The organism is Psychrobacter sp. UBA5136 (assembly GCF_002414005.1).
Taxonomy (GTDB): domain Bacteria; phylum Pseudomonadota; class Gammaproteobacteria; order Pseudomonadales; family Moraxellaceae; genus Psychrobacter.
Window position 1 is genome coordinate 119,477 of record NZ_DHYG01000066.1, and the last position, 13,333, is coordinate 132,809.

A 13,333-nucleotide genomic window follows, 5' to 3' on the forward strand; every position below is an offset into this window, starting at 1 on the left:
TTTTTTGAATTAGGCTTGTCTATTGTATGGCGATGCGCCTAGGAGTACAACCTTCGCGCGCAGTCTTTCAAGTAATGTCTAAACAGACACTATCTTCACCGCAATCAGGTGCAACATCCAGCGTTTTACCCTGCGTTTGCGACAGATAAAATGTTACACTGATGATAACGATATAACCTAGTATTTAGCTGTGATTTTGTATTTAATTAATCAAAACCTGCTTAGTTAATTTTGATAATTGCTAAGCGTGGTTAATTAGTACTTAATAGTACTATTGCCAAATAAGTGGCTAAAGCATTTAATTTTGCATTTTTAATTCAGCTTATTTTTTACTTTATTTGAAATGCTTTTTAGATACTCGAAGCTTATAACATCACAATAACATAATCCAATAATAGATAATGCCATTATGAAACCTGAATTGCCGCCACGTATTGCCGTTTTATTAGTCAACCTAGGTACGCCCGATGAGCCGACCGCGCCTGCCGTCCGTCGTTATCTAAGACAGTTTTTGTCCGACCCGCGGGTGATTGAAATTCCAAAATTCTTATGGGCAATCATACTCAATTTATTTGTCTTGCCAAGCCGCCCAACACGCGTGGCAAAGGCTTATGCCAGCATTTGGGAAGGCGATTCACCGATTCGTAAAATTCTAAAAAGTCAGGTTGAGCTGCTCGAGCTGCGTTTGGCAAATAGCGCCGCGCCATTTCGCGTTTCTGTGCATGCGGCGATGAGCTATGGCAATCCTGGTTTGCCCGAGGTGATGGACACGCTGCGTAGCGAGGGCGTGGATCATTTCGTCATTTTACCTTTATTTCCGCAGTATTCGGCGACCTCAGGCGGCGCGGTTTATGATGCGTTGACGAAATGGACGCTAAAGCAGCGCAACTTGCCGAACTATAGCATTGTCAAAGACTACTTTGCGCATCCGCTTTATATTCAAGCATTGGCCGACTCGATTCGCCGCTTTCAAGCAAAACATGGTAAGCCTGAAAAATTGATGTTTAGCTTTCACGGGATTCCGCAGCCTTACGCGGATAAAGGTGATCCGTATCCAAAACGCTGTAAATGTACCGCCGCGCAAGTTGCTCAAGAGCTTGGCTTAAAGGATGATGAATGGATTATCAGTTTCCAGTCGCGTTTTGGTAAGCAAGAGTGGGTGAAGCCGTACACCGATGTGGTATTAGAAGATTGGGGCAAATCGGGCGTGCGCTCAGTACAAGTCATTAGTCCAGCGTTCTCTGCCGATTGCCTAGAAACCTTAGAGGAGTTGGCAATCGAAAACCGTGATAATTTTTTAAACGCAGGCGGGCAGGAGTATCATTATATTCCAGCGTTGAATCTTGATGAGGGGCACATTGATTTGCTTGAAGCTTTAAGCTTGCCGTTGGTCAAAGGCTGGGTGGGCACGTTGGATGGTTGGGTTTAATTGACGTGGCAAATGGCATAAAAATTAAATAACACAAAAATACGGCATAAAAAAATACCGCACGTCACGTCCGGTATTTTTTTGGATAATGCTTCTTTAAAATACAATATTTTTTAAAGATGACGTTTTTTTAAAGAGGACGTTTCTTTAAAAATTGTCATCATTAGAAATTTCTGCCGCATCTTTGTCTGCGATATCGACGATATCAGGATAATCGTCGTCATCTAAATTTTCTTCAACCAACACTTCATTGATACGCGCCTCATCGACGTTTTGGCGATGCATCGGCGTAATGCCTTGGGTCGCATCCGTACCCACTTCAGAATTACTAAATCCTGCCGAATTATCGATCACATCGTCATCATCAAAGGTGTGCAGCATAGGATTGTCTAAATCAATCTCTTGGCTACCGTCTTCGTTATCATCCATACTGCTATCGCCTTCAATATGATCCATCTCTTCTGGCAGCGGGGTTTTTGAATTGTCCATGGATATGTCCTCATTATTGTTATCAATACTATTCACATTATTATGGTTAATGATTGTTAGAGTTAATTATCGAATTTATGGCTATCAGTGTGCCGCGTTATGAAGCCGACTACCAGTAATAAGGTGTCACAGGATGTTCAAAAAATGTAAGAAGACAAGGGGATAAATTTAAAAACCTCGCTGTCAGTTGCTGCTAATTGGTATTACACATGTCGTCATAGTTTGGCTGAGGTAAAAACCGACTTTCAAACTCAGTAAGTTTAAAACGCCACAAGTAAGCCAAGGCGATGGTATAAATAATCGTCTCTGAAATCTCTTCTACCATCTCGCCGATGCTTTCAGGGATCAAAATAGCATTTTCACCCATATATTGTAAGACGGCCAATACGGCTACGATGAGGTATAAGCTTACCCTAACGTCCTTTAACACTGCCCAAAGATAACGCCATGAATAGGTAAGCAATCCAATAATGAAAACCAAAATGATTACGAGCACGCTATCTTCCCACCAGTCATAGGAATGGGAGAGAAACGAAAAATCGCTAGGAATAAAGAGATCTGGTAAGTAGTTTAATTCACGACGAATCACTTCAAGAAACACGAGAATTGAGGCCAGCCAAAAATAGCGGCTTTGCTTGCTGCGGCTTTGTACTACATACTGCGTGCAACGTAGCAAGCAGATGATTAATATAATATTACCAGGGATTTCGATGACGCCATCTGAATGTAAAATGGAACGCTCCTAATGTTAAAAATAAAAAAGTGAGCGCAAAGGCTCACTTAAATCGTAAACTACCGTATAAAAAAGCAATATTTAAAGCACTAACCCGTAAAAAACAATCTAATCTAGGTTTATTATACTGCTAAGATCAGTGTACTGCTATTAGCGAGTTTAAACGCTATCGTTTAAGCTTTTCTTGTATTTGAGCCAGTTTTAAATTAGCCAATACTGTGAGAAAGCTCAGCCATTAATGCGCTTCATCCCAATTACTACCAATATCAGTTTCAACGAGTAACGGCACGGCAAAGTCAACATTCCACCCTTTTTCGGCGGCGGTTGTCGTCAACACATCTTGCATGGCGTCGGTAATCAGCTGGCGAATGTCATCGACTTTATCAGCATCGACTTCAAACACCAATTCATCATGGACTTGCAGTAGCATTTTTGCCTGCTCTTTTGGCAATACTTTATCAACGGCAATCATCGCAAGCTTAATGATATCCGCGGCTGATCCTTGCAGCGGCGCGTTAATCGCCGCCCGTTCAGCGCCTTGTTTGACCATGCGATTGCTATGATTGATATCGGGCGTATAAAGCTTACGGCCCAATATCGTCTCGACGTAGCCGTGCTCTACGGCGCTGGCACGCGTATTAATCATGTAGTCTTTGACGCTTGGGTAGCGCTGAAAATACATATCGATATAGTCCTGCGCCTCGCTCCGGCCCATTTGTAGCTGCTTGGCCAGACCAAAGGCACTCATACCGTAGAGTAATCCAAAGTTGATGGCTTTAGCATTTCGGCGCTCGGTGGCGCTGACCTCTTCGACCGCTTTGCCAAGTACTTCGGCCGCCGTTGCGGTATGAATATCTAAGCCTTCGTTAAAGGCGCGGGTTAAGTTTGCATCGCCTGAAAAATGCGCCATCAGACGTAGCTCAATTTGTGAGTAATCCGCCGCTAAAATCACGCGACCTTCGGGGGCGATAAAGGCTTGGCGAATCAGGCGACCCGTCGCGGTACGAATGGGAATATTTTGCAAATTAGGATCGGTTGAAGATAAGCGACCAGTGCTGGTCAGCGCTTGATGATAGCTGGTATGGACGCGGTCAGTCTCGCTATCTGCCACATTATCAAGGGCATCGGTATAAGTGCTTTTAAGCTTTGATAGCGCGCGATATTCAAGGACAATCTCAACCAACGGATGGTCAATCTTTGATAATACTGCTTCGCCAGTCGAGTACTGACCAGACTTGGTTTTTTTACCGCCCGCCACGCCAAGTTTTTCAAACAGCATCTCACCGAGCTGTTTTGGTGAGCCAAGATTAAATGCTTCGCCAGCGACATCGTAAGCGCGTTTTTCAAGCGCGATAATCTCTTCATCAAAACGTTTTGATAGTTCATTTAAGAACGGGCGCTTGATTAAAATGCCATTTGCTTCCATTTGGTAGAGTATTTCTGCGGTTGGAATTTCTAACTCGTGGAGCAATTTGGCGTTATTTTCGTCATCAGCCAATTTTTGGCTAAATAAATCAAATAGCTGATAGGTAATATCGGCATCTTCACACGCATAATCGCTGGCCAAATCAATGGCAACTTGGTCAAAACACACTTGCTTTGCGCCTTTACCAGCAACGTCTTCAAAGCTGATGGTTTGGGTATGCAAATAGTGCCGCGCCAAGTCATCCATGCCGTGACGAGTAATCGCCGCATTGATGACGTAGCTGGCAAGCATGGTATCCATTGCCCAGTTATTGGGACGTTCGTGAATCGCGCCGACGAGGTCGATATCATAAAGACTTAGAATATGCGCGTCATATTTTAAATGTTGACCAATTTTGCCAATGTTGGGATTTTCTAAAATGGGTTTTAAACGTGCCATTACTGTATCGCGATCAAGCTGTTTGGCGGTTAGCTCGTCACCTTCGAGGCAGTGGGTCAGCGGCACGTAATAAGCTTCATGGGCTTGCACGGCAAACGATAGCCCAACTAACTTAGCCTGGCGCCAATAAACGCTGGTGGTTTCGGTATCAATGACAAAATGCGGCGCAGATTCTAATACTTTAACCAAATTGTCAAAAGCAGGCTCGTCTAAAATGGTATGCCACGCTTTATCGTGACTTTTACTGTTCTTGATATTGTTAACGATGCTTGCTTGTAAAGATTTGGCGATTTGCGCTTGTGATTCAGCGTCAGCCTGACTGTCGGCAACGCTTTGTGCGCCGTTTCCATTAGCATTGGCTGGATGATTGGGGTGGTCAAGCGATGCCAACTCATTTCTAAACTCAAGCTCGCTATAGAGCGCGCGTAGCTCATCGATATGCGCGCACGGGTCGGTATTGATCTTTAAATCTCGCCAGTCCTGTCCAATTTCTAAATCAGTGACGATGGTTGCCAGTTGGGTATTGAATGGGATATCGCCGGCATATTCGACCAGATTTTTACCTGCACGTCCTTTGATATTGGCGACGTTTTTGAGCATGTTGTCGATTGTGCCATATTCATTGAGCAAATCTTTGGCCGTTTTTTTACCGATACCGGGCACACCTTTGATGCCGTCGGATGAGTCACCCATCAGCGTTAAAAAATCAATCATCTGATCAGGATTGATGCCAAATTTTTCGACCACGCCTGCGCTATCAGTGATTTTACCCGTGAAGCTGTCTTCTAATATCACGCAGTCATTAATCAGCTGCATCATGTCTTTATCACCGGTTGAGATAACGACGTGATGACCTTCGGCAACGGCGCGATGGGCAAGCGTACCAATAATGTCATCGGCTTCCGCGCCTTCGATACGTAATAACGGAATCCCTAGGGCGGTGACTAAACGGTGGATATAAGGAATCTGCTCGGCAAGCTCAGCATCCATTTTTGGGCGATTGGCTTTATATTCTTCCGACATCGTATGACGAAAGGTCGGTGATTTGGTATCAAAGCAAACCGCCATATGGGTTGGATGATAGCGGCGCATCAGCTTTAATAGCGCATTTAATGTGCCGCGTATGGCATTGGTTACCAGACCTTGAGAATTTTGCATGGTTTTTGGCAAGGCATGGTAGGTGCGAAACAAATAATAAGAGCCATCGACCAAGATAAAAGGTGGCTGCTCTTTATTCACATGGTTGGTGTCCATCGTTGCTACATTTGGCATGGTGGCAAAATTCGGTAGCGTATTGGGATCGATGGGCGAGTGCGAGTTGTGATCGTTGTCGGTCATAGAAAGTCACTTATCATTTATTAGATAAAAATATATGTTTATTATAACGATAAAACCTGTGCTTGCCGAACTGCTTAAAAGTTAATAGATGTTGTTGTGTGCTTGGTTTTTATATTCACGTTTAATCTAAAAAAGAACCCAGCGCTAACTGGATTCTTTTATAAAACAACAAGCATCAAATTCGTATTACTTTACTTCTGACGTCACTTCACTGTCGATATTGCCGTGCGTGGCTTTCGAGTAAGGGCAAACTTTATTGGCTTTTTCGACCAGCTTTTGAAATTCATTGGCGGAAAGTTCTGTATTTTCGCCAACTACGTGAATTTTTACCGCCAATTTAAAGTCTAGACCTTCGCCTTTCATCAAATCTACTGATACTTCAGTAGTCGAGTCAAACTTTGCTTTTTCTTCGCCTTTAACCGCCGCAAGTGCACCATCAAAGCATGCGGCGTAACCCATGGCAAATAATTGCTCTGGATTATTACCGTCTTTACCAGAACCGGGTGCGACCATATTGATCGTCAAATCGCTGTCTTGCAGGCTGGCGTTACCAGTACGGCCGCCAGTGACGGTTGCTTGCGTAGAATACAATGTTTTCATAACACATCCTTTGTTGTTGGTTTTTATCATTAAGTCGCATGTTTACTATACACTTTACTATGTAATCTTATCTAGAAAAGCAATTTTACATAGCAAACCCTTAGGGTAGCACAATGGGCAGCACTAAACATACACGGTAAGTTTGGAACAAGTTTGAAAATGGTAACTTACTAGAGACACTTAACTAAAGGTGCGATAGCAGCAAAGGTGGCAGGGTTTTGATATATAATTAACGATACTATTAATGTAAACTAATCACAAAAATCATTTTACTAACATATTAGAATAGACAAAAAGCTCTTAACCAAAAGGACATTGCTGAATGACTGCCTCACTGCATAAATGGATTTTGTTACCGAGTATGATCTCTTTAATGACGCTTGCGCTCGTCGGCTGCGAAGAAGAGGACATGTTTTTTGGCGCAGGCAGTAGCAACAGTATGACGCTGACGAGATTTGCCGATAGTTATGACAGCCAAGCCAACGACACGGCAATTGCGCGCGTCGATGAAACCTACCGTACTGGCGAGTATGAGATTAAAACCAGAAATCTTGTCAATAACTATAGCAATCAAAGTTTGAATACCTTAGATAAAACGATATTGGCAGATAAATTTGAAGGGCGCCTAGAACATAAAAATATCGAAGTCAAATGTCATACGGTCAAATGGCCTATTTATGAAAAAAATACCAATAACAAGTTCAATTATCAAACCACTTATAAAACCTTGGATTTATCAGGTGTGAAGGCAGATGATTACCGTGCAGGCGTTCCGTTAAGCAATAGTCGCGGCATTAAGACGGCCTTAAGTCACTACTCTAAACTGCCAACCAATTTAGCGTTTCCAGCAGGCTCAGTTTGCTACAACCCCGTCGTTACTAGCGAGCGTAAATTTTTAGCCTTTAATGAAAAAGACAAGACCGGATATACAGCGCTTGATAAATGGATTGCGGCAGCTGAAGCGCGTTTTAGTGATGATAGAGAGCATAGCACCTCGGAGTTTGGCGTCGGCGTGGGCAATAAACAAAAAGCCGGGCGTGTGATGTTTTTTGAATATAAAAATCAACCCGCTTATCAGTATAACGGTGTTGAATATGGTAAAGAAATTTATGAAGCCAGTTATGTGGCTGAAGGCAGCAGCAATCCAAATACCAACAGCTTTCGCGGTGTGGTCGATTGCACGATAGTCAATGATGTCGCCGCTGACTTTTTAGAAAGAGAAATCAAGCGCTACTATTAACGTTTAAAAATATCTAAAGATAAAAAATATGAATACTCTTTATTTGTTCATGAGAGGATGTTTTTTTATGCGCTAATTCTGCACCCAAACGCTAAATCCGCTACAATACGCCCATTATTTATCCTATTTATTTAGATTGATTTCTAAATGACACAACCGTTGAAGCCGAAATTATGAGCGTAGATCCAAAGAAATTAGGCAAAGAAGTTGCCAAACGCCGCACCTTTGCCATTATCTCGCATCCCGATGCGGGTAAGACCACCATGACCGAAAAGCTGCTGCTATGGGGGCAAGCGATTCAGGTAGTTGGTGAAGTTAAAGGCCGCAAAACCGACCGTCATGCGACATCTGATTGGATGAGCATGGAGCAAGAGCGTGGTATTTCGATTACTACTTCGGTCATGCAGTTCCCTTATAAAGACCATGTGGTCAACCTGCTAGATACGCCGGGTCACGCCGATTTTAGTGAAGATACCTATCGTACCTTGACCGCGGTAGACAGTGCGCTGATGATGGTCGATGGCGCAAAAGGTGTCGAAGAGCGGACCATCAAACTGATGGAAGTTTGCCGCATGCGTGATACGCCCATCATCTCATTTGTCAATAAACTTGATCGTCAAATTCGCGAGCCGCTTGAGCTATTAAGTGAAATCGAAGCGGTGTTAAAAATTAAATGTATTCCGGTCACTTGGCCTATCGGTATGGGACAAGATTTCGTTGGCGTCTATCATTTAACCGAAAACAAAACCTACCTTTATGAAAAAGGCCACGGCGGCGAGATAACGGTTGCTGAAACGCGCGAAGGCTATGATTATCCTGATATTCGAGAGCGCTTGGGCAAGCTGATGTTTGATGCTTTTGAGGAGTCGCTTGAGCTTGTACAAATGGCGCTAGAAGACTTTAGCGTTGACGAGTTTTTGGCGGGCGAGATGACGCCAGTATTATTTGGTACAGCGCTGGGTAACTTTGGCGTCAATATGGTGCTCGATACCTTGGTTAAATACGCGCCGCCGCCTAAAGCGCATCCGACTAATGAGCGCGAAGTGACCGCAACTGAAACCGAATTTAGCGGTTTTGTGTTTAAGATTCAGGCCAATATGGACCCGCGTCACCGTGACCGCATTGCCTTCTTACGGGTTTGCTCGGGCAAATATGAAAAAGGCATGAAAATGAAGCACGTGCGTCTGGGTAAAGACGTGCGTATTGCCGATGCGTTAACCTTTTTAGCAGGTGACCGTGAAGCGTTAGAAGAAGCTTATCCGGGCGATATTATCGGTCTTCATAACCACGGCACCATTTCTATAGGTGACAGCTTTACTGAAGGCGAAGAGTTAAACTTTACGGGTATTCCACATTTTGCCCCTGAGCTATTCCGCCGCGTGGTATTAAAAGACCCGCTTAAATCAAAAGCCTTGCAAAAAGGTTTGCAGCAATTGAGCGAAGAGGGCGCAACGCAGGTGTTTATGCCGCAGATTAATAACGATTTAATCTTGGGCGCGGTCGGTGTGCTACAGTTTGAAGTGGTCGCCCATCGCCTAAAAGAAGAATACAAAGTGCAATGTATCTTTGAGCCAGTATCGATTGCGACGGTACGCTGGATTCACTGTGATGATGAAGTGGCGCTGGCGAAGTTTAAGAAAAAAGCCCATGACCAGTTATCAATAGATGGCGGCGGCTATTTGACTTATTTAGCGCCATCGCGAGTGAACTTGCAGCTGATGCAAGACCGCTACCCAGAAATCACCTTTAGCAGTACACGCGAGCATTAAAACTGACTTATCAATCTTTATCCTTACTTTTAAAAGACACGCTATCGTGTCTTTTTTATTATAAAAATTTTTGTTGCAGCTCAATATAAGCTGACGCATCAACATTAAGTACTCAAAAACACAAACAGTGTCCCTACAATACAGCGCCGCAGTTACGGTAGAATGTCAATAAACCTTAATTTGTGCGTTAAAGAGGCTATATGAAATTTGCACTCAACCCTTATCTAACCTCTGTATTAAGTAGTAGCGTATTGCTTGGGGCACTAAGCTTGTCGGCACAGGCGGCGAGCCTGATCAGCCATACTGAGTATTTAGATTACGAGCTGCCCAAAAAGATAGCAGAAAAATGCGCGGCGCGTGATAATTGTCCAGATATTGAGGTGAAATATCTCAACACCAATCATGCTTGGATAAACACACTGACCAATGCGCGTATCGATAATTTAGTCGTCAATAGTAAACCGACTGAGTCTGTGCCTATCGCCAAAAAAAGCAGCCCAGCAGAGGTTAAAGCGGCTATCGACGGTTTTGTTAGCTCGCAGTTTACTGATTTACCAGTTGATAGCGTTTTTGTTTATAGCCTCATGGTAACGCCCGAATATTTGGGTCACGTCGGTGACTTTGAGCTGTTTGAAATCAACTCTTATGTCTTTACTGGCGGCGCTCATGGCATGCCGTATAGCGAGTATCTGATATTTGACCCGCAAACCAAAAGCCAAATCCAATTGGCAGATATGCTCCAGCCCAATAAAAAATCTCGCTTTAAAGCGCTAGCTTACGGTGCTTATAAAGAGTGGGTAAAAACGGTCGCTGACGACGTTACGAGCTATGAGAAAAACTGGCCATTTACCTTAAGTGACAACGTGACTTTGACCGACAAGGGGATCGATATACGTTATCAGCATTATTCTATTGGCCCCTACGCCTATGGCATGCCCGTGCTGAGTATTCCTTACGACAAGCTCGGCGGGATCATCAAACCTCGTTTTATACCTAAATAATGCAGACGATAATTTTTAGCCGCTATTCATATTGTTTTATAAAGCCAGTTATTTGAAAACAGATGTTAAATAAAAATAGCCATTAAACATTAAATAAAATTAAGGAGTGATAACATGACCAACCCTACAGAAAACGCCAATACACCAGTCGCTACAGAGGGTGCAACCTGGCAACTTAATGCCCTGACCGAAGCGCTGGGCGATCTGACTTTAACCGTCAGCGACAGTCTGTCTGTTGGGCGCGGTAGTGATAACGATGTGGTGCTCGGCAGCAAGCAAGTGTCGCGCAATCACGCGGTATTAAGCGTGTTAAACGGCGAGTTGTACGTCAAGGATTTAGAATCATCAAATGGCACCTTTATCAATGCGCAGCGTATCGAGACCAATAAATCTAAGCGTCTTGATGCCAATGATACACTGGGCTTTGCAAGTTTTAATTTTCAAGTGAGTGCGCCTGTTACGGCGAATTTAGATGATGAACAACCTGCTCACGTAATAGCAGATGAGCCGTTGCCAAGCGCGAGCACTGATACTATTACCGATACTATTGCTGAGCCTAAAACCACAGATGACACGGCAGTGACGCCTGCCGCCGCTGAACCTGTCGTTGAAGAACCGGTTACCAAACAAACTCTCGATGAAGAACCTGCGGTCAAAGAAACAGGAATCGATGAGGTGTTATCTGCGGCCGATAATGATGCTTCAGCACCGATTGAAGTGGCTGAAGTCACTCCTGTTATCACTGAGCCAAACGAGCAGGCAGCAATGACGCCTAAAGGAGACCCAGCGCCAACTAGCGCGCCAGTTGTCGATGAACCAGCACCAAGCGCAGTTCGTCAAGCTCAATATGATACGGATGCGGCGGCGCACGATAAAACCACCACAACTACTCTGCAAGAAGAAGCAGATCCTGATGTCCTACGCGCCAAGCAAGCCGCTACTGCGCAGTTTTCAGGCACTGCCAACCTCGGTCAACCTCGCGATTTGGGCACAGCCGGCAATAATGCGATGGATCAAGCCATCAATAATCCTGCTAATCCAGGACAGGCTGAGAAAAAACCGAGCGGCGGTTGGTTTATATGGGTATTTATAGCCATTTTAATTATCGGCTTAGCATTATGGTTATTTAATCAAGGCGGTATGTAAGGCATGGTCTATGCGATTTAAACCGTTCCAAAGTGCTGGCGGGATAATTTTTTGCAGCCTCTGGCACGCTTGCGTACCGCAAGTAAGAAAAATTTATCACAACAGCACGAGGATATTAACGTAACAATTTTATTTTGAACCGAATATATTTATTATTTATCGCTATAAATGTAATAGTATTTTCTAAAATACGGCGACTGCCAGCTTATAAAAATTGTATGATTTATAAAAATTGTCTGATAAGTACTGGCAGTCTGCGGTTTTAATAATGGCTCGTTAAATAAATGGTGAGAAAAAGGTTAATTTAAGACAAGAAAAAATAGCAATACAATCAAGCGTTTGACGGTCTTTATCAAAATAATGCTAAAAAAACTGAAAAAGGGCTTGCGTCTGTCAAAATATTTGATAGAATAGCCACCACTTTGAGAGAACAAGCCGACTTAGCTCAGTTGGTAGAGCAACTGACTTGTAATCAGTAGGTCGCCAGTTCGATCCCGGCAGTCGGCACCATCTCTCTCAAAGTAGCTTTTTATGAATTTGCTTTACATTGAAGTGAAGTTTGTACAAAGCAACCTAAGGTGGGGTTGGGGAGCGGTCAAACCCAACAGACTGTAAATCTGTCGCGAAAGCTTCGAAGGTTCGAATCCTTCCCCCACCACCATATTTTTTCAAAGTTTGTCCTAGCGCCAAGCATACTCTACCGCCTTAGCAACTCGATATTAGGGTCAAGGTCACATAAGAGTAAATGCGGGTGTGGTATAATGGTAACACCTTAGCCTTCCAAGCTAATGACGCGGGTTCGATTCCCGCCACCCGCTCCATATATGCACCATCGCAAACACCATCAAACATCACGACAGTCAGTTAGTATTGCTGCATCGTGATATTTTTTTTAGTGCAACCTATCGGTTAACTAGAATATGCTCATATAGCTCAGCGGTAGAGCACTCCCTTGGTAAGGGAGAGGTCTCGAGTTCAATTCTCGATATGAGCTCCATTTATTGTTTTAGCTTGTTATTGTTTAAGTATTCTGCATCGTCTTTGCTATTTGCCAAAGTACAGCATTTTGCCAAGTATGATATTTTACTAAGCATCGTTTTGATACCGAATAATAAAATATTGAAAATTATAAATAGAGTGTGGCAATTAATAATTTAAAGGTGACACTGAGGTGTTGCCTTTTAGTGCTGTCAGTAGCTTTATAAATCGCCTTACAAAAAGTGGCTTATAACTTATAATTCGAATAACTTATAAGTAATATTCGAGTATCTCACCTTGTATTATCAAAGTGCGCTAGCAAATAGCACGATATGCAAGAGATTGAAAATCAAGTATAATGCCCATATATAAAAATGTACACAGTAGCTAGGCTACCGATCATCTTTAATAAATGTTAGTAGCTAAACCATAGCGTCAACGGTTTGATGGTTTTTATGCATCATAAGCCGTCAAACAGCTATTTACCGATCTTTGATTGTTAAAGATTCATCAATAAAGAGGAAATACCCATGGCAAAGGCCAAGTTTGAACGCAACAAGCCACACGTTAACGTCGGCACCATCGGACACGTTGACCATGGTAAAACAACCCTAACAGCAGCGATTGCAACCGTAGCAGCAAAAACCTCAGGTGGCGAAGCCAAAGACTACGCGTCAATTGACTCAGCCCCAGAAGAAAAAGCCCGTGGCATCACCATCAACACCTCACACGTAGAATATGACACC

At 43.4% G+C, this 13,333-nt stretch carries 10 protein-coding genes and 4 tRNA genes; 10 read left to right on the forward strand and 4 right to left on the reverse strand.

The genetic code is table 11. The annotated features are described in order from the left end of the window. Nucleotides 1–409: 409 nt before the first annotated feature. A complete protein-coding gene (gene hemH / locus B4240_RS11030; protein ID WP_296239198.1) occupies nucleotides 410–1,429 on the forward strand; it encodes a ferrochelatase in 1,020 nt (339 codons plus the stop codon). Nucleotides 1,430–1,576: 147 nt separating this feature from the next. Here hemH and B4240_RS11035 read toward each other — a convergent pair whose 3' ends face one another. From B4240_RS11035 to B4240_RS11050, 4 genes are all read right to left on the reverse strand, one after another. Next, nucleotides 1,577–1,918: a hypothetical protein gene (locus B4240_RS11035; protein ID WP_296239200.1), complete on the reverse strand. Its 342-nt coding sequence runs from the start codon at nucleotides 1,916–1,918 to the stop codon at nucleotides 1,577–1,579. Nucleotides 1,919–2,111: 193 nt separating this feature from the next. Next, complete coding sequence (locus tag B4240_RS11040; RefSeq protein WP_296239201.1) at nucleotides 2,112–2,414, reverse strand: hypothetical protein; 303 nt, start codon at nucleotides 2,412–2,414, stop codon at nucleotides 2,112–2,114. 472 nt (nucleotides 2,415–2,886) lie between these two features. After that, nucleotides 2,887–5,853, reverse strand: a complete 2,967-nt coding sequence (polA, locus tag B4240_RS11045) for a DNA polymerase I (RefSeq protein WP_296239202.1) — start codon at nucleotides 5,851–5,853, stop codon at nucleotides 2,887–2,889. A 186-nt stretch (nucleotides 5,854–6,039) separates the two neighbouring features. Beyond that, on the reverse strand, nucleotides 6,040–6,453 hold the full coding sequence (locus B4240_RS11050; protein ID WP_296239203.1) for an organic hydroperoxide resistance protein: 414 nt from the start codon (nucleotides 6,451–6,453) through the stop codon (nucleotides 6,040–6,042). 322 nt (nucleotides 6,454–6,775) lie between these two features. Here B4240_RS11050 and B4240_RS11055 point away from each other — a divergent pair, with 322 nt between their 5' ends. The 9 genes from B4240_RS11055 to B4240_RS11095 all read left to right on the forward strand — a co-directional run. After that, nucleotides 6,776–7,693, forward strand: a complete 918-nt coding sequence (locus B4240_RS11055) for a hypothetical protein (protein WP_296239204.1) — start codon at nucleotides 6,776–6,778, stop codon at nucleotides 7,691–7,693. A 173-nt stretch (nucleotides 7,694–7,866) separates the two neighbouring features. Continuing rightward, entirely contained in the window at nucleotides 7,867–9,462 is a 1,596-nt protein-coding gene (locus B4240_RS11060; RefSeq protein WP_296239205.1) for a peptide chain release factor 3, read from the forward strand. Between the two features lie 200 nt (nucleotides 9,463–9,662). Further along, nucleotides 9,663–10,463, forward strand: a complete 801-nt coding sequence (locus B4240_RS11065) for an RsiV family protein (protein WP_296239206.1) — start codon at nucleotides 9,663–9,665, stop codon at nucleotides 10,461–10,463. A 114-nt stretch (nucleotides 10,464–10,577) separates the two neighbouring features. Further along, nucleotides 10,578–11,609, forward strand: coding sequence for an FHA domain-containing protein (locus B4240_RS11070; RefSeq protein ID WP_296239208.1), 1,032 nt, complete (start codon nucleotides 10,578–10,580; stop codon nucleotides 11,607–11,609). Nucleotides 11,610–12,043: 434 nt separating this feature from the next. Then, a tRNA-Thr gene (locus tag B4240_RS11075) sits at nucleotides 12,044–12,119 on the forward strand. Between the two features lie 67 nt (nucleotides 12,120–12,186). Next, nucleotides 12,187–12,270: transfer RNA gene (locus B4240_RS11080), tRNA-Tyr, on the forward strand. 86 nt (nucleotides 12,271–12,356) lie between these two features. Next, nucleotides 12,357–12,430, forward strand: a tRNA-Gly gene (locus B4240_RS11085). Nucleotides 12,431–12,531: 101 nt separating this feature from the next. Beyond that, nucleotides 12,532–12,606: transfer RNA gene (locus tag B4240_RS11090), tRNA-Thr, on the forward strand. Nucleotides 12,607–13,117: 511 nt separating this feature from the next. Beyond that, nucleotides 13,118–13,333 (forward strand): GTP-binding protein (locus B4240_RS11095; RefSeq protein ID WP_296237584.1); only part of this gene is annotated, 216 nt, incomplete at its 3' end.